Raw genomic sequence first — 23,828 nt, 5'->3', positions numbered from 1 at the left:
GCAGGACGGCGCGGCAGGTGCTTCAGATTGTTTCGGGGCGGGAATTCAGTGGCGGCGTTTGAAGGTCACGGACGGCAATTCGCCGAACTGCTGGCGATAGCTTTCGGAGAAACGCCCGAGGTGCAGGAAGCCGTAGTCCAGCGCCAGTTCGGTGAGGTTGCGCACCGGACAGCTCGGGTCGTTGAGGCAGGTGTGAATGCGTTCCAGCTTGCGCTGGCGGATGTGTTGCATCGGGGTCACGCCGAGCTGGCGTTCGAACAAGGCGTAAAGGGAACGCGGGCTCATGTTCGCTTGGGCCGCCAGGTGCTCGGCGGGCAGATCCAGCTTCAGGTTGCGCTCTATATAGTCGAGGATCCGCTCGAAACTGACGCTCGGCGAACTCAGGCTTTCACGGCTGACGTTGGTGTTCATCAACGAGATCAGTTTGCTGCCGACGATCTGCGCGTAATGTTCCTGCACCCGCAGCAACGGGTCGCTGGCTTCGGCTTCCTGGCAGATCATGCCCAGCAGGTTGGTAAACCCCTCCAGCTCGTCGAGCCGGTAATGATTGCGCAGAAACCGGATGCCGCCGGCAGGATGCAGCCAGCGCTGTTCGTCGCACACCGACTCCAGCACGCTGACCGGCACCTTGAGGATGAATTTCTCGCAATCGTCGGAATAGGTCAGGTCGACCGGGTCGTCCGGGTTGATCAACAGCAATTCGCCCGGCACCAGATGATGCTCGCGCTTGTGCCCGCGCCACAGGCAGTTGCCTTGCAGCAGGACTTGCAGGTGATACACGGTTTCCAGCGCCAGCGACGTGACGCGAACGCTGCCGCCATAGCTGATGCGGCACAGATCGAGGTCGGCGAGTTTGCGGTGATTGAGGCTGGCTTGCGGGTGGGCGGTTTTGGACAGGCCGATGAAATGCTGGCCGACGTGCTGGTTCACATAGTCGGAGACGGCATACGGGTCAGCGTGACGAAACACGCTGCTGCGGTCGCTCAGCAGGCGGCTGTCCATGGGCAAGGCACTCGATCTTGTCGTTATGGTGATGGTCACGGTTTACGCCATCACCGGTCACAGTACGCCGGCGTGCCGAATCGGGCAATTGGACGAAGGTTTGGCTGTCCGCTGATCGAACGCTTTCAGCGAATCATGATTGACGGCCCCAACGAAAAAACCACCTGCGAACAGGTGGTTTTGGTCAGAACGGCAAACGCGATCAGTCAGCGGTCGGCATGCTGCTCCAGCATCGCGTAGGCCTCGCCGGTGAAACGGTAGCTTTTGTCGGGCTGAAACACGATGACGCCCTCCTCGCACAAACGCTTGAGCACTTCCCTGACGCTAATGAACTGGATGCCGCTGACAAACGCCTGCAGATACCCATGCACCCCGCGTCCGCCAACGGAGCGCCCTTCCCGTGCGGCAACCAGCAAGGCATCGATCACCTTGATCCGGATCAGGCTGGTGCGCAGCCCGTAATAATGCAGCAGCTCACGGATATGCTCATTGGTGCTGCGCTCGAAATCGAAGGCCCGCTGGCCTTTCGGGATCGGCAATGGCGTACCAGAGGAAGTCGATGCCGGGCTGGTTAACATTCGAATACTCCTTTTCCTTGAAGGCTCTGTGCTCAACCGCTGTGCGTAGCTATATAGAAGAAGGCGCACTCGACTGTCCTGCCATCAAGTGCGCCCCCCGATCAGAAGTCGACGGTCGCCGACAACTGCAACGTGCGTGGATAGCCCGGGGAGAACGCGCCGTAGGACGCCACACCCGACCAGTACTCACGATCAAACACGTTCTGCACCGTGGCGCGGAACGTCGTCGGCCGACCTTCGATCTTGGTGGCGTAGCGAGCGCCGGCGTCGACGCGAGTCCAGGAAGGCAGCTCCTGGGTGTTGGCCTGATTGACGTATTGGCTGTCGGTGTAGATCGCGCCGCCGGTCAGGGTGAAACCTTCGACCCACGGTGTATCCCACTCGGCCCAGAGGTTGGCCTGGACATCCGGCACGCCCACCGGTTTGTTGCCACGGTTGGCGGCGGTGGCCGAATCCGTCAGTTCGCCATCGAGCACGGTCACGCCGCCCATCAGGCGGGTGCCCGGCGCCACTTCACCGAACATGCTCAATTCGACGCCACGGTTGCGTTGTTCGGCTTGCACCGAGAACACGTTGCCGGCGCCGATTTCGCCGCTCGGTTTCTCGATCTGGAACAGCGCCAGAGTGGTCATGAACGTACCGTGTTCGTACTTCACGCCGATTTCGTGCTGCTTGGACTTGTAGGGTGCGAAGGTTTCGCCGGAGTTCGCCGCCGTGCCGGGGGCGATGTCGCCCTTGCTCAAGCCTTCGACGTAGTTGTAGTAAAGCGAAACGTCGTCCCACGGTTTGACCACCACGCCCGCCAGCGGCGTCGTCGCGTTGTCGTCGTAACGCGAGCTGACCGCACCCGAGGCGTTGTAGTTACGCGACTCGATGTCCTGACGGCGCACGCCGAGGGTCAACTGAATCCTGTCATCGAGAAAGCCCAGGGTGTCGGTCAACGCGATGCCGGACAGTTCCGATTCGGAAATGCGCAGCACTTTCGGCGAGTTGATGTACTGCTTGGGTACGTCCACCGGATGGTAGATGTTCGAGCGAATTTCCGTGCCGTTGTTGATGCCTCGGGACAACTCGTCCTGATAACGGGTCGCCATGACCGTGGTGGTGTGGGTGACCGGGCCTGTGGCGAACAGCGCTCTCATCCCCACGTCCGCCGTTGAACGGTCGACGTTGAATTTGTAGTAGCCGGGAATGTTGCTGGTGTCGCCGGCGTCGTTGAGGATTCGCGGCACCTGGTCGGACATGCGCTTGACGTCCGAGCGACCGCCACCGGCGTGGGCGAACACCGTCAGGTTATCGTTGAGGTCATACTCGCCGCCGAGCAAGGCCGACTGCTCCTTGGTGTCCGACCAGCCCCAGTCCTGCGGCAGGTTGGTGCGGCCATTCGGCGCCGATGGAACCTCGACGCCCGGCGCGATGGTGAACGGGCGCGAGGCCGCATCGAAGCTCTCTTTCTGGCTGATGAAATCCAGGTTCAGGCGCAAGCGCTCGCCCTGATAGTCGAGGGCGATGGCGCCGATGTTGAGATCCCTTTGCTGATCATCCACCGCAGTGTCGCCGCCCTGAAGGCTGCCGTTGAAACGCACGCCAAACTGGTTTTCGTCACCGAAACGCCGACTGATGTCCAGATGCCCGCCCACTTGCGAGTCCGAAGCGTAACTGCCGGTGAAGCGGGTCAGGTCTTCGGCCAGCGGGCGCTTGGGCACGATGTTGATCACACCGCCGACGCCGCTGTTGGGCGAAATCCCGTACATCAGCGCGCCCGGCCCTTTGAGCACTTCGACGCGCTCGGCGTATTCGGTGAACACCCGATAGTTGGGCGCGACGCCGTACACACCGTCATAGGCCAGCTCGCCGAGGTTGCCCTCGCCTATCGCAAATCCACGGATGAAAAACGAATCGACGATCCCGCCGGTCTGCCCGGTGGAGCGTACCGAAGGGTCGCGTTCCAGCGCATCGGCCACGGTGACGGTTTGCAGATCGGCGAGGGTCTTGGCGGTGTAGCTGGTCACGCTGAAAGGCGTGTCCATCACGTCCTTGTTGCCCATCATCCCGAGCCGCGCACCACGCGCGACCTGGCCCCCGGCGAGGACTTCCGGCAATGCGGTCGCGCCGTTGTAACGGGCGTTGACGTTGGTGGTGTCCAGCGTCAGCCCTTCGGTGGCGACGGCGTCCTGTTGCTCGGGTTGCTTGGGGTCTGCTGCCCAGGCAGTGGCGCTTCCTGCGGCCAGAATGGAACTCAGCATCGCGGTGCGAATGGCCAGTGTGAGTGCGCGTTCACTGCAGGGTCGGCTTGCAACAGACATGACGTTTGGGTCCTTCTCGAGTGGCTGAAAATGGTAATGACTCCTATTTGCCAGTCGACAATCGAAAAAGTATCAGCAGGATCGGATATTTTTTTGAGCGGATCGCCCGGAGGGGAAAACGCCGGAGGATGAGTTTGCGAAACCCACCCTCCGACGCGGGTCAGTCATACAGGCATTGCAACGGGATGGAGACCACCGGCAGCGCGGGGTCGAACGCGTGCCGGGTGGTCTTGTACGGGAACAGCTCGCCGCGCTCGATGGTGGTGAAAATCTGCGCCACTTCGAACGCTTGCCCGGTTTGCCAGTGGCGCACACAGACACGTGGGTCGGCGTAGTCGAGCTGGATGCACGGCACGCGTTTCAACCCCAGTGCCCGCGCCGCGTTGAACCGGTGATTGCCGTCCATCACGATGCCTCGGGAGCGCTCGATTATGATCGGTTCAAGCCAGTGCCCGGCCTGGGTGATCGCCTCGCGCAGGCGCTGCACGTTGAGCGGATCGACCTGCTCGGATTGCCGCACGTCGCACAGCGCACGTAGGGCAATCTGGTAACCATGTCCCATGATTCACCCCCGGTTTCAACAGGCATCCGCGTTGGCGATCAGCGCGTACTGGCTGGCCATGTCCCGCAGGCGCTGGGCCTGCTCGATGAGCGGCAGATCGACCATTTCGCCGTCGACTTGCACCGCGTGACTGCCCCCCGCCACCGCGTTGAGGACCCGGTCCGCCCACGCCAGTTGGCGGGCGTTGGGCAGGAAGGCTTTCTGCACCGTGGCGATTTGCGAAGGATGGATACACAGCTTGGCGCCGAACCCCAGCGACCGGGCATAACGCGAGTCGCGCTCGACCACCGCCATGTCGCTGATGGCCGGGGTCACGCCATCGATCGGCGCCGGCAAACCGGCCACCCGCGAAGCCAGCACGATGCGATTGCGGGCGAACAGAAACGCCTCGGGAATCTGGCTGCAATCGATGTCCAGAGAGAAATCCAGCGAGCCGAATGCCAGCCGCGCCAACCCCGGAATCGCCGCAATTGCCTCGACCTGATGCAAGCCTTTGGCGGTCTCGATGATGGCGACGATTTGCAACTCGGGGTTCCATTCCAGCAGGCGCTCGACCACGCGCGACAAGCTCTCCGGGCATTCGGCCTTGGGCAGGAAAATCCCCGCGCAGCGCTCGGGGTAGCGCATGTCGCCCAGCCACGTCATGTCCTGGCGAAACAGCGAGCTGCCGACGCTGTTCAGCCGGATGTAACGCTGGCAGGCGGTTTCGGGCGTGCTCTGCTGCCAGGCCCAGATCGATGCCCGGGCCACGGCTTTGCTGTTCGGATGAACGGCGTCTTCGAGGTCGAGAATGATCGCCTCCGGGCCGGCTTCGACCGCTTTGCAAAAGCGCTCCGGCCGGTTGCCGGGAACGAACAGGTAGCTGATGGGAAGCGTGGCGTTGGTGCTGTGACGAACAGTCATCGGGACTCTCCTGAGCGTGCTTCAGTCGTGGGTTTTCAAAAAAATTCGAACACCTGTTACAGGGGAAAAACCGGGTTGATTCCAGGCGTATTGAATCAACCGTCAACACCTTGAATAACAAGGCGTTAAGGGATTTTTTAATCAATACGCGAGCGCTTACTTGAGCAGGCGAACAAACGGCTTCGCACTCCCCTGTTGTGTGTGTTCATTCAAAAATATTTGAAAACCTTACTTGATAATCGTTCCTGTTCGCAATATTGTTCGAGCCGCTGACAGGGGCGAGACTCAAATCAAGACCTGCGATTTTGTTCACGGAAAGTTCGGCGCAATGATGTCATTTACATGTCAGGTAATGGCACTTCAAAAGCGACAAGGCCACATTTTATTGGCCTTCTCCTTGCCTGCCTGAACCTTAAGGAGTGGGGTTCTCATGAAACAGATTTGTAAAAATTTTATGAAAGAACATGCCCCTTGTTTAATTCCAGAGCGGATCTGTCATCTGCCTCCACCTCTTTAAACACTCGTACCTGACGAGCAGCTAGAACACGCAACATACATATGGCGATTATTTACGCCAGAGGTTTTCTATGCCTGAATTAATTGCGCCGCCCGTTAAAGAAACAACTGAAGTTCATTACCCAAAAGTGCTGAAACCGTTACTTGACCCTGTTATTGAAAAATTTCTTCAACATTCACCAGGGAAACTTGTTGAGCTGGTTAAACAACACGGATCGCCGCTGAATCTGGTGTGGCCACATGCCTTTGAGGCCAATGCCCAGGCGCTGCAGTCGGTGCTGAAAAAGCACGCGGTTGACTACGCGATTTTCTACGGCGCCAAAGCCAACAAGTCCCAATGCCTGCTGGCTGCGGCTGCGTCATCAGGCATCGGCACTGACGTATCGAGCCTGTTTGAGCTGCAAGCCGCGCTGCGCGCCGGGACAAAAGCGCAACATCTGTGCGCAACCGGGCCGGCCAAAACGACCGCGTTTCATCAAGCGCTGGTACAAGGCGGTTCACTGATTTGTGTGGATTCACGGGAAGAGTTCAGCCAGCTCAAAGCACTGCTCGACACTACGCCGGCAACGGCCAAAGCCCGAGTCCTGCTGCGTTACAGGCCGACAAGTTGCCCGGCGAGCCGCTTTGGCATGGGCGCCGATGACGTGTTCCAGTGTCTGCAATGGCTGACGGAATCTCGTGAGTCGTTGCACTTCGAAGGATTCCATTTCCACCTCGGCGGGTACGGCTACGAAACCCGGGTGCAGGCTTTCCGTGAAGTGACCGGATTCGTCGATGCAGCCAGGGAAATGGGTCTCGACCCGGTCATGATCGACATCGGTGGTGGCCTGCCGATGCGCTATGTCGACCCGCAGGAGTACGGCAGTTTTTTGCAGAACGATAACAACCCTGCTAATTATCAGAATCGTCGAGTACCCAACTCTTTTTATCCTTATGGCAGCAGTCTGACGGCTTGCCAGTGGCTGGACTTATTTCTGGAGTCGGAGCATTCCCCAGGAAAAACCATTGCCGGTTACTTGAAGAACCAGCATATAAAACTGGCACTGGAGCCAGGCCGAAGTCTGGTGGATCAAGCAGCCATTACCGTCTTTCGCGTGACCCGCACCAAACAACTGGCCGACAACAAAGTTGTGATCTTTGCCGAAGGCAGCAGTTTCAGCGCGTGCGAAACCTGGTTCTCGTCTGAATACCTCGTCGATCCAATCCTGATCACTTCGAAAGAATCAAAACAAGTTCCGATGCAAGCCTATATCGCCGGGCATAGTTGCCTGGACGATGATGTGATCACTCATCGACTGATCCACTTCGAAACAACACCACAAACCGGCGATTTATTGATCTACGCCAACACCGCCGGTTATCAGATGGACTTGCTGGAAAACGAATTTCATCGCCACCCGTTGCCACGGCGACTGACGGCGACTTGTTGTACGGAAGGTAACTACGCATTCACACCTGACTATTAAGGGAAGACGTCCAGATGATACTGAATAAAGTTTCGGATCTTATTGGCAATACACCAATGTTGGGCATTGATGTTCCGGATACCAACGCCCGACTCTTGCTCAAGATAGAGAAGAACAATCCCGGCGGCAGTATTAAAGACCGTATGGCGCGAAACATGGTATTGGCGGCGCTCAAGTCCGGAAAGTTGAAACCCGGTGGCGTGGTCGTGGAATCGTCCTCCGGCAATACCGGCATCGGCCTGGCGATGGCAGCCGTGGAGTTCGACCTGCATTTCATTGCCGTGGTCGATCACCATGCGGCGCAGGACAAGATCGCGGTAATGAAGGCCCTGGGCGCGGAAATCCGCTTCGTCGCCGGCACTTACCGGGAAGACGAAGTGGCTGTGGTCGAGCGTCAACGGCTGGCCGCCGAACTGGCCTCGCAGATCCCCGGCGCGGTGTTCATGAACCAGTCCGACAATGCGGCCAACGCTGGCGGCTACAGCGATTTCGTGCGTGAAACCATCGCCCAGGCCGGTGGCCACATCGGCGCCTATGTCGGCTGCGTCGGCACTGGCGGTTCGATGACCGGCATCGCCCGCGGCCTGAAACTGCACAACCCGGACATCGTCACCGTCGCCGTCGAACCGGCCGGTTCCATCGTCTTCGGCCATCCCGGCTATCCGTATTACCAGTCGGGAACCGGCACCCCGGCCGGCGACACCGTCGGCCTGGTGCTCGACTACAGCTGCATCGACCTGGGCATGCAGGTCACCGATTCCCAGGCCTTCGAAACCGCCCGCTACATCGCACGCAACCTGGCGCTGCTGGTCGGCGGTTCGACCGGCGGTGCGATCTTCAAGGCGCTGGAGCTGATTCACAAAGGCACGCTGACCGGCAACGTCGTCGTGCCGATTGCCGACGGCGGCGAGAAGTACCTGCACACCGTATTCGACGACAAATGGCTGGAAGAACGCGACCTGCTGGACCCGGGCGTCGCCCCGCAACTGGATCGCTGGCTGGGCAAGACCCGCTGGCTGGAATCCGACGCCACTCCCCTGCAATTGAGCGTCGCCTGACGCGCCTCCCACACAGGAATGTCTCTGTATGAAACCGCTGAAAGTCGCCATCTGCGGCGCAGGCCGGACCGGGCACCTGAATGCCATCCTGTTTAAACAGCTGCCCAATGTTCAGGTTTCGATGCTCACCAACAATCAAGAGGTGATCGACCGTCACCTCGCCAACTCGCCAATGCAGGCGCTGATGCCGGACGGCTCGACGCTGAGCGCACGACCGGACCGGGTCAGCACCGATGCCAGCGTCGTGGTTGCCGACGCCGACATCGTGATCATCACCGTACCAGCCCATGCACGACCGCAAACCCTGCAAGCCATCGCGCCGCATTTGAGTTCGAGCAAACCGGTTTACGTCGGCGCGATCCCGGGTTTCTGCGGCTTCGACTGGCTGGCCGAAGCCTCGCTGGGCGAATGCTCCAACGTGGTGATCTGGGGCATGAAGGATGTGCCGCACACCGCGTTCGATCTGAAGCCGGGTGTGTCGGTCAAGATGGGTGGCGGCAAGAGCCAGTTGTATGTCGCGTTGCACGACCGGGAATCAGCGCAATCACGGCAACACCTGGAACAAATCCTCACCACGCTGTACGGCCCCTGCGTGACGATGCTCGACCACTATCTGGAAATCACCCTGACACCGGGCAACCCGATCATGCACAGCTCGGTGATCTACGGCTTGATCGGCCCTTACGGCCAGTGGCACCGCAAGATCTTCCCGCAACGCATGTGCTGGTGGACCGAATGCCCCGAGCTGGGTGCCTACTTCCTCGAACGCATGGATCAGGAAAGCCAGGAACTGTGCAACGTGATCAGCCAGCGCATGGGCATCGACCTGTCGTCGGTCAAATCCCTCAAGCAGGAAATTGTCGAAGCCTACGGCGAGCAGATCCGCGATCAGAGCAGCATGTTGTCGATCCTGCGCACCAACCAGGCCTACAACGACATCCTCGCCCCGATGATTCCGGCCGACGACAACCGCGCCGGCTACGTGATCGAGCGCGAAAGCCGCGCCTTCAACGAAGACGTTGCCTACGGCCTTGTGCTGCTGGTGGAAATGGCGCGGCGCTTCGAATTGAAAGTCCCCTACATCGAAGAAGTCCTGCAATGGAGCGTTTCCTATATGCAGGGCCTGCGCGACTCGGCGCTCGACTACTTCCCCCGCCATTGGCCGCGCACGGCGTGAGCGGGTTCAACTTTTCATTAATTTCTCGACGAGCAGATAGCTGATATGGATGACTTCAAGACACTCATCGCCTACTCCCGCAAGAACGCCCTGCGACGGATGATCCGTTGCCTGTTTGCCGAAAACATTCTGGATCGCTCGGGGCTGCGCTTCTCCGAGGCCGGCAACGAGGCCACGTACGCGCTGAAGGACGGCCGTTCCCAGGTGTTCTTTTCCAACATCGCCAAGGGCCCGGCGGACACCGTGGTCAATGACGGCGACGTGATCCTGATGACCGATGAAGGCGTACGCCAGGTGATCTACACCCATCAGGATTTGCTGGATGTGCTGCGCGACAGCTTCGATTTCGAACCGACCGATGAAGGCATCGCCGGGCTCAAGTCGGACATGGAAAACAGCCTGATGAACGACGCCCACGCCCGTCAGCATCGCCAGCAATGGAACGCACGACTGGCCACCGCCGCCCGGGAACAAGGCCTCGACAGCCTGACCGACTATCTGCGCCAGCACGCCAGCACCAAGGACGCTGCGATCCTTCTCGACCAGTGGGGCTCGCTGGAAGGTCACCCCTACTATCCGACCTGGAAAGCCCGCCCGGGCCTCAGCGATGAGGAAGTCGAGCAACTGTCGCCGGAATTCAACGCCCAGGTGCCGCTGCGCATTGCCGCGCTACGGGCCGACATGGCGAAAAGCGAAAGCATGCCCCACGTCACCGATTACCGCAGCTGGTTTGCCGGCAACTTCCCGACGCAATGGGAGCAATGGAAAGCATCGCTGAACAACAAGGGCCTCGACGAATGCCAGTGGTTGCCGCTGCCGATTCACGCGTGGCATTTGCAGGCCTACGTGCTGAAGAATTTCGCGGCGGAAATCGCAGAAGGCATCCTGATCACCGACGGCCCGGACATCCAGACCCTGCCGACCATGTCGTACCGCACGATGATGCCGGTGCTCAAGGAGAGCGCGCCGCTGATCAAGTTGCCGATTGCCGTGTGGATGACCAGCGAGCTGCGCAGTCTGCAGGCCAAGTCGATCCACATGGGGCCGCGCATCAGCACCGTCATCACCAAAATCCTCGAGGTCGAAAACGGTTTCGGGCAGCGCCTGGAAATCTTCCCGGAAGAGATCGGTGTGCGCTACAAGAACGCGATCACGCAGGACGACCATCCAGGCCGGCATCTGTCGGTGGTGTTCCGCGCCAGCCAGCAAGCGTTCGAGCGCACCGATGAGTGTCTGCCGATTACCGTGGCGTCTCTGTTCACCCGCTTGCCGGGCAGTGGCCGACCGCTGTTCACCGAGTTGATCGAGCGCGATGGCGTTCGGGCGAATGCCACGCAGGTGGAAGACTGGTTCCGTCAGTACGCCAAAGTGGTCACCCACCCGGTGGTGGCGATCTACCTGATGTACGGGATCGGGCTCGAGGCGCACCAGCAGAACACGATGGTGCTGTTTTCCCCGGATGGCAAAGCACGTAGTCTGCTGATCCGCGATTTCGGCGACGGCAGGACCTACGCTCCATTGCTGGAGGGACGTGGCTACACCCTGCAACCGCACGTGCAGCCAGGCATTCTGCCGACGGTGTTCGAGGGCGATATCGAGCCGGTGCGCATGTTTGTGCTCGACGCAGCGTTCCTCACGCACCTGCATGAAATGGCCCTGTGGCTGACCAAGGAGTACGCGCTGGACAACAACCGGATGTGGGACATTCTGCGTGAAGAAACCGAGCAGGCGTTCGCGGCGGTGCGCGAGCGTGTCGCGCCGGATCTGTGGGAAGTCGAACGCAAGGCCTTCCTCAATGATCCGTGGCCGACCCGTTCGTTGCTGCGCATGCACATGATGCAGTACTCCAACTACCGTATTCAGCACACGCTGACCAACCCGCTCAATGTCGTTCAATAACCGAGGCTGACTCATGACCCAAGCAGGTGCCATCGCGGGTTCGCGCGTAAGAGTCCTGATTTATCTTCTGTTCGCGATCCAGCTCATTTCGATGGGCGCGATGGAAATGAGCGGGCCGTTCTGGCCTGTCCACCTGCGCGGGCTGACTTCGTCTGACTCGCTATTCAGTTTCGCCAGCATCGCCGTGTACGTCGGGCCGATGCTGGGCATTATTCTGACCAGTGCATTCTGGGGCCGTATCGGCGACCGCTACGGCCACAAGTTGATGATGATCCGCGCCCTCGCCGGCCTGTCGTTGACCCAGCTTGGGCTGGCCCTGTGCAGTGACATCTGGGTGATCCTGATCCTGCGTTTCCTGCAAGGCGCCTTCGCCGGCTACATTGCTCCGGCCCAGGCGTATGGCGTGAGTATCGAGGCGCCTTCGCGGCGAGCGCGGCTGTTCGCGATCCTGCAGATCTCCACCAACGTCGGCTCGTTGCTCGGTGCGGTGGTCGGCGGCCTGATCCTCGATTACGCGACGTTCTTCTGGATTAACATGATCGCGGCGGTGCTGTGCGCGATCTGCACCGTGGTCGCGGCCGTCACGTTGCCGGACGTGCCGCCGGTGAAGAAAGCACCGGTCGCCAATAAAACCGCTCCGACCAGCCACACCGCCAGCGTCTGGCAAGGCACGCCACTTCTTTCGCTACTGGGAGTGATGGGTATTTTGCTGCTGGCACGGATGCTGCCGCAGACATCGTTCTCGCTGTATGTCAGCTCAGTGTTCGAGGTCAGCAACTCGGTGGTCGGGCTGTGTTATGGCTTGCTGGCATTGGGTTTCATTCTGTCGGCAACGGCATGGTCGCGTTACTTCGAGCACCGTTCCCAGCAGGACACCTTGCAACGCATCACTTATGTCGTGATCGGCTGCATCGCGCTGACGGCACTCGCGGGCGTCACGCGTAACCCGATCGTGTTCGTCGGCGCCTACTTCATCTGGGGCGTATTGCTCGGTGCCACGACGCCGGTGTTGATGGCGCTGATTTCCAAGACCGCCGACAGCTCGCGCCAGGGCTACGTGCTGGGCATTGCCCAAAGCACCGCGCAATTCGCGTCCATTGCCGGAATCTCGGCCGGTGGTCTGCTCAGCCAGGTCTATGGTTTGCAGTACACCTACCTGTTTGTCTGCCTCGCCTACATCCTCGCGCTGATTCCCATCGTTGCGTTGCGCTACCGGCCCATGGTCATGCAACCGAGCCAGATCCCGCCGGGTGACTGATCAAGGAGTTTGCTTTGAACATTGAACAACTGCGCGCCGACACTCCGGGTGTCGTGCAATTGATTCACTTCAACAACGCCGGTGCGGCGCTGATGCCCGATCCGGTGATCGAAGTAATGACCCGTCACCTGCAACTTGAAGCCCGGATCGGCGGTTATGAAGCCGCCGGGCAACACGCCCGGGAAGTGGAGGATGTCTACGACGCCATCGGCCAACTGATCAACGCGCGACCCGAAGAGATCGCGGTGATCGAAAACGCGACCCGCGCCTGGGACATGGCCTTCTATTCATTGCCGCTGCGGCCCGGTGATGTGGTGCTGACGTCGACCACCGAATACGCCGGCAACTACATTCCCTATTTGCAACTCAAGCAACAGCGCGGCATCGAGATCAGGGTCATTCCCAACGATGAACAGGGACAGGTGTCATTGCCGGCGCTGCGGGACATGCTCGGCGATGACCGGGTTGCCCTGGTGTCGCTGCCGGTGATTGCCACCAATGGCGGCCCGGTGCAGCCCATCGAACAGATTGGCGCCCTCGCCCGCGCAGCCGGCGTTCTGTTTCTGCTGGATGCCTGTCAGGGCGTCGGGCAGATGCCGATCGATGTGCAGAAAATCGGCTGTCATATGCTCGCTGCCACCAGCCGAAAATACCTTCGCGGCCCTCGGGGCATGGGGTTTCTCTATGTCGAAAAGACTTTGTGCGAAAACCTTGAGCCAGCGTTTCTCGACCTGCATGCGGCTGCATTGCTGACCCCGGACACCTTCAGGATTCGCGGCGATGCCCGGCGCTTCGAAAACTGGGAATGCAACGTCGCGGCGAAACTGGGCATGGGCGCGGCGGCCCGTTATGCGCTGGCGCAAGGCATCGAACCGATGTGGAAGCGCATTCAACGATTGTCGGCCCACCTGCGCAATCGCCTGGCTGATGTGCCGGGGGTTACGCCGCAGGATCGGGGCGCGGTCAAGTCAGGCATCGTCACCTTCACCTGCCAGGACGCCGGAGCGGCGCAAGTCCAGGCATGGCTGGCGGGGCAGGAAAAACGCATCAACGTCACCACCTCGACTTTCCGCTCGACGATGCTCGACATGCAGCAACGGGACCTGCTGGAAGTCAGCCGCGCATCGTTGCACGCCTACAACACCGAGGCCGAAATCGATGCCATGGTAAACGCGTTGTTGAGAATGCCCCGCGCCTGAAAACGGATGCTGATTCGCGCTTGCGTCGCAGGCTCTTTGTAAACTAGCATTGGGAATACTTCTCAATTGCAAAACACTGCAGCCATGAGCGAAACCCTTCCCGCGAACAACGACAACCATCTGCGCGTGATCGAAGCGCTGTACAGCGGCCATCACGGCTGGCTGTACGCCACGCTGAAGAAAAAACTGGGTAACGCCATGGATGCGGCGGATCTGGCGCAGGATACCTTCACCCGGATCCTCGCCTCCCAGGTCACGACCATCGAGCAGCCCCGGGCGTACCTGAGTTGCGTGGCGAAGGGCATCCTCATCAACTGGTATCAGCGCAAGGCACTGGAACGCGCCTACCTCGATGCCCTCGCGCATTTGCCGGCGCCGGAAGTGCCCTCCCCCGAGTTGCGCTTCGTGGTGCTGGAAACCCTGCACGAAATCGACGCGATGCTCGACACCCTGCCGCCGCTGGTCAAACGTGCGTTCCTGCTGTCGCAGATCGGCGGCTTGAAATACACCGACATTGCCGAACAGCTGGACGTCTCGCTGATCACCGTCAAGCGCTACATGAAACAGGCTTTCGTGCAGTGCCTGATGCTGGTGGAATGAATGCTCACGCGACGCAGTGAACCGCCGCTCGATCCGAAAATCCTCGAAGAAGCCGCCGAGTGGCTGATGCGCCTGAGTGAAAACGACCTCAGCGAAACCGAGCGTGCAGAGTGGGAATACTGGAAAGTCAGCAGCCCCGAGCGCAACCGGGCGTGGGCCCGAGCGCAGTTGCTGCAAAGCAAGTTCGGCGGCCTGCCGCCGTCGCTGGCGATGTCGGCGCTGGATCGCCCGAGCAACCCGGAACGTCGCGCAGCCCTCGGCAAACTGGCCTTGCTGCTGGCAGCGGTGCCCGCCGGCTGGGGCAGTTGGAAACTCGCGCAATCGCAGCAATGGTCCGCCGATTACCACACAGCCGTCGGCCAGCGCCGCGAACTGACCCTGGCCGACGGCTCGCAAATCACCCTGAACACCGACACGGCCATCGACGTCCTGTTCGACACCCGGCAGCGGCTGATCCATTTACGCGAAGGCGAAATCCTGGTGCAGACCGCGCCGGACAACGCCGCGCAACCTCGACCTTTTCTGGTCAGCACCCGTCAGGGCCGGATGCAGGCGCTGGGCACGCGTTTCACCGTTCGTGAATGGCAACCGCGCACCCAACTCGCAGTGCTCGAAGGCGCTGTGCAGGTCGAGTTGGCCGACAGCCCTCAAAGTGCGCCCGTCATCGTCAGCGCCGGGCAACGTACCGACTTTTCATCTCAAGCCTTCGGCGCAATGAACCCGACCGACCGCAACGTCGGCGCCTGGACCCAGGGCATGCTGATGGCCGACAAAATGCGGCTGGCGGATTTCGTCGTCGAACTGGCGCGCTATCGCCGAGGCTTTGTGCGCTGCGACCCGGCCATTGCCGATTTGCGCATTTCCGGAGCCTTTCCCATCAGCGATACCCAACGTTCGCTGAACATGCTGGCGCAAACCTATCCCGTGCTCGTTTCCGGGCACTTGAGCGGTTACTGGGTGACGCTCTCACCCGCCTGAGCAAAAAAATCACCACACGGGTGATACTTTTTTTGATCTCGGCTGGCAATGAAAGGAACAACCATTCCACCTCGTCCATAGGGTCACCCTTTCATGCTCGTTGCACGACCCTTGCTTGCGGATCGTCTGCTAAAGCCCGTTATGCGCAGTGTGCTGCTCGGCGTTGTGCTGGGCCTGGCCAGCAGCGCGCTCGCCGAGGCAGCCGGGCCGGCGCAACTGGACGCGGTCACTGTTCGAGCCTACAACATCGCGCCCGGCCCGCTGGGCGTGACCCTGTCGAGCTTCGCCGTGGATGCCGGCATCGCCCTGTCGTTTCAGCCGTCGATCACCGAAGGCCTCGTCAGCCCGGGATTGTCCGGCAGCTACTCGGTGCAGGAAGCGGTGTCCCGACTGCTCGAAGGCAGTGGTCTGGAAATGGTCGCGCGCAGTGACGGAACGTGGACGCTGGTGGTGCGCCGGGTCACGTTGTCGGACACCACGGTCGAAGGCATCGACAAGCGCGCCGACAGCTTGCCGCCGGTGCTGGCGGGCGGTCAGGTCGCGCGTGGCGGACGCCTTGGCATTCTGGGCAACCGCGATGCGATGGACGCGCCGTTCAGCGTCAGCAGCTACACGTCGACGCTGATCAAGGACCAGCAGGCTGTCACGGTCGGCGACTTGCTGGAACGCGACTCATCGGTACGTTCCACCGGGCAGACAGGCGGGATTGTCGACTCGTTCTTCATTCGCGGCTTTCCCGTCGGTGAAGGCAATCTCGGCGAACTGGCCTTCGACGGCGTGTACGGCGTGGCCTCCAATTACCGGGTGTTCACCGAATACGCCGAACGGATCGAACTGGTCAAAGGCCCCGGCGCCCTGCTCTACGGCATGTCGCCCAACAGCGGCGTCGGCGGCGTGATCAATGTGGTGCCCAAGCGTTCGCTGGACGAAGACCTGACCCGCTTCACCACCAGTTACGCCTTGAATACCCAGCTCGGCGGGCACCTCGATGTCAGCCGGCGTTTTGGTGAAGAACGCCGCTTCGGCGTACGGGTCAATGGCAGCGTCCAGCAAGGCGACACGGCCATCGACAAGCAATCCCGAGAGGTCGGCATCGGCGCGATTGCCCTCGACTATCAGGGCGAACGCCTGCGCACCACGCTGGATCTGATCAATCAGAAAGAGAGCTTCGACGCCGCATCCCGCCCCTTTCTGATCGCCTCCGGCGTGGAGATTCCATCCGCAGCCAACGGCCGCACCAGCGTCAGCCAGGAATGGGGCTGGTCGGAAACCCGCGACAAATCGGCGTTGCTCGGCGGCGAATACGACCTCAACGACAACCTGACCGTGTTCGCCCACGCGGGTGGAGGAAAGTCGGATGTCGCGCGCATGTCCGACCAGACCCCGACCATCATCAACGAAGCGGGCGACACGTCGTCGATCCCCGGTTATTACAAATTCGAAGTCCAGCGCTACACCGTCGATGCCGGTGCAAGGCTTCGGTTCGACACCGGGCCGATCAGTCACAGCACCGCGCTGCAAGTCACCCGCTACCGCGATAACTTGTCCCGAGGCATTATTTCCGGGCCGGCGATCCTGTCGAACATCTACCACCCGATCGACCGCCCGAAACCCGCGATCGCCAAACCGGATACGCCGAAGGTTTCCGAAAGCGAGCTGTCGGGCGTGACCCTTGCCGACACCCTGTCGGTGCTCGACGAACGCCTGCAAGTCACACTCGGCGTGCGTCAGCAGAACATCAAGTCGGACAACTACAACGCGGCCGGTTTCGTCACCACGTCCTACGACAAAAGCAAATCCACCCCGCTGTTCGGGGTCGTCGCCAAGCCCTGGGACCATGTCTCGTTCTACTACAACTACGTCGAAGGCCTGAGCAAGGGTGACATCGCGCCCTCCGCCGCCGCCAACGCCGGCGAGATCTTTTCCCCCTATGTGTCCCGCCAGCAGGAAGTCGGGGTCAAGCTCGACTACGGAAATTTCATGTCCACCATCGCCCTGTTTCAGCTGGAAAAGCCCAGCGGTGAACTGGCATCCGGGGTGTTCTCGGTCAATGGCGAACAGCGCAACCGTGGCGTCGAACTGAACATGGCGGGGGAGATTGCAACAGGCACACGCCTGATCGGGGGTGTGACGCTGCTCGACGGCGAACTGACCCGCACCGGCGTCGCTGCCAACCGTGGCAACAAACCGGTCGGCGTTCCCGAGGTGCAAGCCAACCTCTGGGCCGAATGGGACGTCCCGCAGATCGAAGGCCTGACGTTGACCAGCGGCGCGATCTACACCGGCAGCCAGTACGTCAATCAGGCCAACACCCAACAACTGGACGCCTGGACCCGCTTCGACGTCGGCGCCCGCTACGCCACGCGCATCGCCGAACGACCGACCACTTTCCGCGCCACCGTGCAGAACGTGTTTGACCATGAATATTGGTCCGGCGTCGCCTCCTACGGCGCGTTCTCCCAGGGCGCGCCTCGTACCCTGTTGCTCTCGGCCACTGTCGATTTCTGAAACGTCCGGCCCGGTGCGGCGCCTGGCGTCGTGGTCCGATCCGGCTTTTGCAAAGGCATACACCATGGTTAATGTTTTTCGCCGCCGCCAGACTTTCGCCGCCCTGCTGTTCGCCGGGCTGCTGGGTCTGTCGATTTCTTCATTGATGCCGAGCAGCGCACGGGCTGCCGAAGCGGATCCGGCACTGGGCACGGTTACCGATTTGCAGGGCCGCACGGTCAAGGTTCACTTGCCGGTGCGCCGGGTCATTCTGGGTGAAGGCCGCCAGTTGTATCTGGTCGCCGCACTGGATACGCAGAATCCTATCGAACGCATCGTCGGCTGGCGCAAGGACCTGATCCAGTCCGACCCGGACACCTACAACGCCTACCTGCGCAAATTCCCCGACATCGCCAAGATCCCGACCTTCGGCGGTTTCGAGAGCGGCACCTTCGACATCGAGCAGGCGATCTCGCAGAAGCCTGACGTGATCATCCTCAACATCGAAGCGCAGCACGCGACCGAGGATGCCCGCTACATCGAGAAACTCGACGCCTTGGGGATCCCGGTGGTGTACGTCGACTTTCGCAACAACCCCATGCAGAACACCGAGCCGACCATGCGCCTGTTCGGCAAGTTGTTCGGCAAGGAAGAGCGTGCCGAGGCCTTCATCGACTTTCGTAACCAGCAGATCCATCGCGTCACCGACGTGATCGAGAAGCGCCACCCTGCCCGCCCCAGCGTGTTCATCGAGCGCATCGGCGGCTACACCGATGACTGCTGCCTGAGTTTCGGCAACGAGAACTTTGGCCTGTTCGTCGACATGGCCGGCGGCAACAACATCGCCCGACGAATCATTCCGAGCACCTTCGGGCAACTGAACCCTGAGCAAGTGATCGTCGCCAACCCCGACCATGTCGTGGTCACCAGCGCCGACTGGGAAGCCTTTGCCCCGGGCGGCCATTGGGTCGGTGTCGGCCCGGGCGCGGATCTCACCGAAGCCCGACGCAAACTGGCCTGGTACACCCAGCGCCCGGCCTACGCCGGTATCAAGGCGCAGGACACTCAGGCGTTTCATGCGATCTGGCATCAGTTCTACAACAGCCCTTACCAGTTCGTGGCCATTCAGCAGTTGGCCAAATGGTTCCACCCGGAACTGTTCGCCGATCTTGATCCCGACGCGGCATTTCGCGAGATGCACGAACGCTTTCTGCCGGTGCCTTACGAGCCGGGCTATTTCGTCAGCCTGCAAAAAACCGAGGCCAAACCATGAGTTCGCTGGGCGAAGCACCGATTGTGCAGAGCGTCACTTACCGGCGGCTGGTGCTGCGTAAACGGCTGATTCTGCTTGGACTGGCCGTGCTGCTGATCTTCAGCGTGCTGCTCGATCTGGCGCTCGGCCCGGCCCGTTACAGCCTCAGCGAAGTGCTCGGTGCGTTGTTCTCGCCGGACACCGCATCGGCCCAGGTTCGGGTGGTGATGTGGGACATCCGCCTTCCGGTGGCGTTGATGGCGGTCGCTGTCGGCGCAGCGCTTTCATTGGCCGGGGCGCAGATGCAGACCATCCTCAACAACCCGCTCGCCAGCCCTTTCACCCTCGGTATTTCTGCAGCGGCCGGTTTCGGCGCAGCGCTGGGGCTGGCCTTCGGCGTGGCGCTGTTTCCGCTGGCGGCGCAATACATGGTGCCGCTCAACGCGTTCATCATGGCGATGCTCTCGGCACTGCTGATTCACTTCATGAGCATGCGCCGTGGCGTCACCGCCGAAACCATCGTGCTACTCGGCATTGCGCTGGTGTTTACCTTCAATGCGCTGCTGGCGCTGGTGCAGTTCTTCGCCACCGAACAAGCCGTGGCGGCCGTGGTGTTCTGGACCATGGGCAGCCTGACCAAAGCCACCTGGCCGAAACTCGGAGTGATCTGCGTGGTGATCCTCATCACCCTGCCGATCTTCGCCAAACGCGCGTGGGCAATGACGGCCCTGCGCCTGGGTGATGACAAGGCTGCCAGCTTCGGTATCAACGTGCGCAGCCTGCGTTTTCAGACGCTGATCATGGTCAGCCTGCTCGCGTCGTTTCCGGTGGCGTTCGTCGGCACGATCGGCTTTATCGGGCTGGTCGGGCCGCACATCGCGCGGATGCTGATCGGCGAGGATCAGCGGTTTTTCCTGCCGGCCTCGTTGCTGACCGGCGCGCTGATCCTGTCCGCCAGTTCGGTGGTCAGCAAGACCCTGATCCCGGGGGCGATATTCCCCATCGGCGTGGTCACGTCACTGATCGGCGTGCCGTTCTTCATTTCTCTGATTCTCAACGGTAAGAAAAACTCATGGTGAAGATCCGGCTCGACAACCTCGGCGCCCGCTACGGGCAGCGCGAGATCATTTCCGGTGTGAGTACCGCGACGTTTACCGGTGGCCAGGTCGTGGCGGTTGTCGGCCCCAATGCGGCGGGCAAATCGACGTTGTTCAAACGCATGGCCGGGCTGATCGACGGCCCGGGCGAAGTGATTCTGGAAGGTTCGAAAAAAGGCACGCAGGGCATCAGTTACATGCCGCAAGGCCTGAACGCCAGCGCCCGGTTGACGGTGTACGAATCGGTGCTGCTGGCGCGCAAGCAGCTGACGCCCAACTGGTCAGTTCACGACGATGAACTGAAACTGGTGGACGAGATTCTCGACGCGCTCGGGATCACCGAACTGTCATTCCGCAACCTGGGGGAATTGAGCGGCGGTCAGCAGCAATTGGTCTCAATCGCCCAGACGCTGGTGCGCGAACCGGAAATCCTGCTGATGGACGAACCCACCAGCGCACTCGACATGCACCGGCAGGTTCAGGTGTTGAACTTCATGAAAGCCTTGGCGCGCCGACGCGAGGTGATCGTGTTCATCGCCATCCACGACCTGAATCAGGCGCTGCGTTTTGCCGATCAGGTGCTGGTCATCGCGGGCGGCACGGCCCATGGCAGCGGGCCCAGCCATGAAGTCATCACCGAGCCGATGCTGCGCACGGTCTACAAGGTCGAGGCGCGGATCGAGCAATGCAGTCGCGGGCAGCGTCATATTCTGATCGATGACATTGTCTGATGGCTGGCCCTCAGAGCAGACTCCACGACACCCCGACATACATCGCCATGCCCTCACCCGGCGTGGAGCGTGCGGCGTCCAGTCCTTTATCGTCATAACCCGGCGTAACGGTAGCGGCGTAGTGTTTGTCGGTCAGGTTGCGCATGTCCAGCCAGGTCTGCCAGTCGCCCTTCGGCGCGTTGTAGCCCAGCGTGGCGCCGAAGGTGGCGTAAGGATCGGCGTAATAGCTGTTGGCGTAATCCACTGCCGTTTTCGAGACCAGTTGCGTGTTGACCGCCGCGAAGAAGCCCTGCGGGAAGTCGTAGCGCAGCTCGCCCTGGTAGTAATGCATCGGCAGGCCCGGCAAGCGGTTGTCGCCGAAGCGGTCGTCGTCGCGGTAGTGGAAATCGCTGAAGGTGTAGGCCTGACGCAGGCTCAACTTGCCGCCATCGTTCGCTGACCACAGGTTGCTGTTCAGGCTGGCTTCAACACCTTGGTGCACGGTCGGGCTGGCGTTGAGTTCGTAAGGCGTGGTGGCGTTGGCGTCCGGCAACACCGAAAGCAATTCGTGGCGCACCTGAGCGTAGTACCACGCCAGACTCCATTCGCCGAGTGCGCTGTCGCCACGGCCGCCGAGTTCCAGGGTGGTCGCGGTCTGGTTCTGCAGCTTGACCGGATCACGCTGGGTACCGGTAGCGGCGCCGCTGCCGGCCGGGAAGCGCACGTTGGAGCTGTAAATCAGCGACCAAGGATGCGGCGCTTCGAGCGAGCGGCTGAGGTTACCGAACAGTTGCAGGTCCGGCGTCACCTGATAGCGCAGGCCCAGACGTGGCGCGTAATCCCAGTCACCGAGGCTGGTCTTGCCGCCACCTTCGGGATAGGTCACCGCGCTTTCGCGGCGGGTGTAGATCGCGGCGAGGCCGGTGGTCAGCCACAGGTCGTCGGCGATTTCCAGGTCGTTGCCCACGTGCAGGACCGAATCCGAGCCCTGATAAGTGAAGTTGCGCATGTGCGTGCCCGGCGCATAACCGGCGGTATTGCCGGTGGGAATCCGCACCCGTTCGCTGGCCCCGTCGTTGGGCAGGTGTTTGGTCACTCGCAGGCCCACGGTGCTGTTGCTCTCCATGCCCCAGAGCGTGTCGCGGCGCTTGTAGTCGAACGTGCCGCTGACATCGGTGTAAGCGACCTTCAGGCGGTTGGGGCCTTCGCGCAGATCCATCGGGTAATCGTGATAAACCAGACCGGTCTGGATGCTCGAATCGTCATCGATGTAGTACGTGGTCTTGTTGCCGATGAAGGTGCTGCCGGGCTGATCGCGGCTGTCGTTGCGCGTCACATAGGCCGGGTTGGCCGCGCGCGGATCGTGCTCGATGGAGTGCTTGGTCACCCGGCCGGCGAGGTCGTTGTCGGTCTCGCGGTGACGGATGTAGAAGCGGGTTTCCAGATTCGGATTGAAGCGATAACCGAAGTTGGCGATCACGCCCTGGCTCTTGCTGGCGGTGTGATCCTGATAACCGTCGGAATGCGCGTCGGTCATCGACAGGTAGTAATCGAAGTCACCCAGCACCTGGCCGGAGCTGACTTGTCGCTGGGCATAACCGTGGCTGCCCATGACATAGCGCACATTTAGCAGCGGCGCGTTGTAGCCGGTGTGGCTGACGTAATCGACGGCGCCGCCAAGGGCCAGCGCGCCGCGATCAAAACCGTTGGCACCGCGCAGCACCTCCACATGGTCGAGCCACAGCGGCTCCAGTAATTCGTAAGGCGTGCCGCCGGGGCCGGTCAGCGGCAGACCGTCGAGCATCGTGTACAGCCCCGACGCGTGGGCGCCGGGAGCACGGTTGATGCCCGAGCCACGGATCGAGATTTTCGTCCCTTCGTTGCCCGCTGACTGGGCATAGACACCCGGTTGATACGCCAGCACGTCCTGATTGCTGGCAACCCGGCCCTGCAATGGCTGGCGCATATCGACCACGTTGCTGCCACCCGGCACCTGGGCCAGACGAGCCTTCGCCTCTTCCACCGACACATCTTCACCGCTCTGATCTTCGGCCCCGATCAGCACTTGCCCCAGTTCCAGCCCCTGGGATTGCGCCTTGACCGGGCAGACAAGGGCCAGCCCCAGCAAGGCAGCGGGCAGGGTTTTGAGCGAAGGCATCGGGTGAACTCCAGACAGGCGGGAACGGACAGTGACAACTGCGACGTATGAAAGAACGAAGGAAACACATGGCGATTTTGTTTTTTGTCAGGTAAACAGGCGGCTGAAATTCCGGGCTGTGATTTGAACAAGGAGATGCAGGGATGGCCGAAGAAGTTCTGAAGTCGAAGATGGTCAACTTTCTGGTGACCGATGCTGAACTGAACTACGAAGATGTGGGCGAGTTCTACGAGGTCGTGGGAAGCGGCAATGTCGGCGTACTAGCCGGGGTGCTCGAGGGATTCAGAAATCACTATGGCGGATTGTGGGTGGGCGGCAGAGTCACCGTCACCGAAAACGCCGTTTACTTGAATGCCAATGCCATGAACCGCATGGCTCAGGACGGGACACTGGATGTCGAGATACCGATGCCGGCGATCCGCAAGGTCACCGTCGAAGGCGGTTTCGTGACGAAGATCGTCCGTCTCGACACAGACGCCTACAGTGTCAAATTCCGTTGCTATGGTGCCAAGGACGTCGCCTCACTGATCGCCAGACAGGCCCTTTCGCAATCATTGAGACGCTCGCGGTAGTTTTGTCGCAAGACAACAGCGCCACCGGTCGTTGGGGTGGCGCCTGGATC

At 61.0% G+C, this 23,828-nt stretch carries 19 protein-coding genes; 13 read left to right on the top strand and 6 right to left on the bottom strand.

All coding sequences use genetic code 11. The features are described 5' to 3' along the window. Window positions 1-45: 45 nt before the first annotated feature. The 5 genes from ABTV87_RS12610 to ABTV87_RS12590 all read right to left on the bottom strand — a co-directional run bounded on the left by ABTV87_RS12610 (window position 46) and on the right by ABTV87_RS12590 (window position 5,351). Window positions 46-1,002 (bottom strand): AraC family transcriptional regulator, encoded by a 957-nt coding sequence (locus ABTV87_RS12610; protein WP_258713380.1) that lies wholly within the window; start codon window positions 1,000-1,002, stop codon window positions 46-48. Between the two features lie 206 nt (window positions 1,003-1,208). Continuing rightward, the gene (locus tag ABTV87_RS12605; protein WP_433899646.1) at window positions 1,209-1,580 is read right to left on the bottom strand and encodes a fe2+ zn2+ uptake regulation protein; all 372 of its coding nucleotides are present in this window, start codon (window positions 1,578-1,580) and stop codon (window positions 1,209-1,211) included. Window positions 1,581-1,681: 101 nt separating this feature from the next. After that, complete coding sequence (locus tag ABTV87_RS12600; RefSeq protein ID WP_085604784.1) at window positions 1,682-3,886, bottom strand: TonB-dependent receptor; 2,205 nt, start codon at window positions 3,884-3,886, stop codon at window positions 1,682-1,684. 160 nt (window positions 3,887-4,046) lie between these two features. Further along, window positions 4,047-4,448 carry a ParB N-terminal domain-containing protein gene (locus ABTV87_RS12595; protein WP_433899645.1) on the bottom strand — a complete coding sequence of 134 codons (402 nt, stop codon included), beginning with the start codon at window positions 4,446-4,448 and terminating at the stop codon, window positions 4,047-4,049. Window positions 4,449-4,463: 15 nt separating this feature from the next. Beyond that, entirely contained in the window at window positions 4,464-5,351 is an 888-nt protein-coding gene (locus tag ABTV87_RS12590) for an HpcH/HpaI aldolase/citrate lyase family protein (protein WP_433899644.1), read from the bottom strand. Window positions 5,352-5,938: 587 nt separating this feature from the next. Here ABTV87_RS12590 and ABTV87_RS12585 point away from each other — a divergent pair. From ABTV87_RS12585 to ABTV87_RS12530, 12 genes are all read left to right on the top strand, one after another. Further along, window positions 5,939-7,333 (top strand): Y4yA family PLP-dependent enzyme, encoded by a 1,395-nt coding sequence (locus ABTV87_RS12585; protein ID WP_433899643.1) that lies wholly within the window; start codon window positions 5,939-5,941, stop codon window positions 7,331-7,333. Between the two features lie 56 nt (window positions 7,334-7,389). After that, window positions 7,390-8,391 carry a PLP-dependent cysteine synthase family protein gene (locus ABTV87_RS12580; RefSeq protein ID WP_433899642.1) on the top strand — a complete coding sequence of 334 codons (1,002 nt, stop codon included), beginning with the start codon at window positions 7,390-7,392 and terminating at the stop codon, window positions 8,389-8,391. A 28-nt stretch (window positions 8,392-8,419) separates the two neighbouring features. After that, on the top strand, window positions 8,420-9,568 hold the full coding sequence (locus ABTV87_RS12575; protein WP_433899641.1) for an NAD/NADP octopine/nopaline dehydrogenase family protein: 1,149 nt from the start codon (window positions 8,420-8,422) through the stop codon (window positions 9,566-9,568). A 45-nt stretch (window positions 9,569-9,613) separates the two neighbouring features. Further along, window positions 9,614-11,467, top strand: coding sequence for an IucA/IucC family protein (locus ABTV87_RS12570; RefSeq protein WP_433899640.1), 1,854 nt, complete (start codon window positions 9,614-9,616; stop codon window positions 11,465-11,467). Window positions 11,468-11,480: 13 nt separating this feature from the next. Next, window positions 11,481-12,725 carry an MFS transporter gene (locus ABTV87_RS12565; RefSeq protein WP_221533465.1) on the top strand — a complete coding sequence of 415 codons (1,245 nt, stop codon included), beginning with the start codon at window positions 11,481-11,483 and terminating at the stop codon, window positions 12,723-12,725. Window positions 12,726-12,739: 14 nt separating this feature from the next. Then, window positions 12,740-13,924, top strand: a complete 1,185-nt coding sequence (locus ABTV87_RS12560) for an aminotransferase class V-fold PLP-dependent enzyme (protein ID WP_433899639.1) — start codon at window positions 12,740-12,742, stop codon at window positions 13,922-13,924. Between the two features lie 84 nt (window positions 13,925-14,008). Continuing rightward, window positions 14,009-14,524 (top strand): sigma-70 family RNA polymerase sigma factor, encoded by a 516-nt coding sequence (locus ABTV87_RS12555; RefSeq protein WP_221533467.1) that lies wholly within the window; start codon window positions 14,009-14,011, stop codon window positions 14,522-14,524. Then, window positions 14,525-15,502, top strand: a complete 978-nt coding sequence (locus tag ABTV87_RS12550; RefSeq protein ID WP_433899638.1) for a FecR domain-containing protein — start codon at window positions 14,525-14,527, stop codon at window positions 15,500-15,502. Between the two features lie 93 nt (window positions 15,503-15,595). Further along, entirely contained in the window at window positions 15,596-18,010 is a 2,415-nt protein-coding gene (locus ABTV87_RS12545; RefSeq protein ID WP_433899637.1) for a TonB-dependent siderophore receptor, read from the top strand. A 64-nt stretch (window positions 18,011-18,074) separates the two neighbouring features. Further along, on the top strand, window positions 18,075-19,262 hold the full coding sequence (locus ABTV87_RS12540; protein ID WP_221533470.1) for an ABC transporter substrate-binding protein: 1,188 nt from the start codon (window positions 18,075-18,077) through the stop codon (window positions 19,260-19,262). Next, window positions 19,259-20,320 (top strand): FecCD family ABC transporter permease, encoded by a 1,062-nt coding sequence (locus ABTV87_RS12535; protein WP_221533471.1) that lies wholly within the window; start codon window positions 19,259-19,261, stop codon window positions 20,318-20,320. Before ABTV87_RS12540 ends, ABTV87_RS12535 begins: the two co-directional genes overlap by 4 nt. After that, entirely contained in the window at window positions 20,314-21,069 is a 756-nt protein-coding gene (locus tag ABTV87_RS12530; protein WP_221533472.1) for an ABC transporter ATP-binding protein, read from the top strand. Before ABTV87_RS12535 ends, ABTV87_RS12530 begins: the two co-directional genes overlap by 7 nt. Before the next feature lie 10 nt (window positions 21,070-21,079). On the opposite strand, the gene ABTV87_RS12525 is transcribed toward ABTV87_RS12530, so the two are convergent. Then, complete coding sequence (locus ABTV87_RS12525) at window positions 21,080-23,206, bottom strand: TonB-dependent receptor family protein (RefSeq protein WP_221533473.1); 2,127 nt, start codon at window positions 23,204-23,206, stop codon at window positions 21,080-21,082. A gap of 143 nt (window positions 23,207-23,349) precedes the next feature. Here ABTV87_RS12525 and ABTV87_RS12520 point away from each other — a divergent pair, with 143 nt between their 5' ends. Then, window positions 23,350-23,778: a hypothetical protein gene (locus tag ABTV87_RS12520; RefSeq protein ID WP_127797811.1), complete on the top strand. Its 429-nt coding sequence runs from the start codon at window positions 23,350-23,352 to the stop codon at window positions 23,776-23,778. The last annotated feature ends 50 nt before the right edge of the window (window positions 23,779-23,828 follow it).

Source organism: Pseudomonas sp. PSE1(2024) (assembly GCF_050990555.1).
GTDB lineage: Bacteria > Pseudomonadota > Gammaproteobacteria > Pseudomonadales > Pseudomonadaceae > Aquipseudomonas > Aquipseudomonas aphyarum.
Note: the sequence above shows the minus strand (reverse complement) of the source record. Positions and strands in the feature narration are given on the sequence as shown.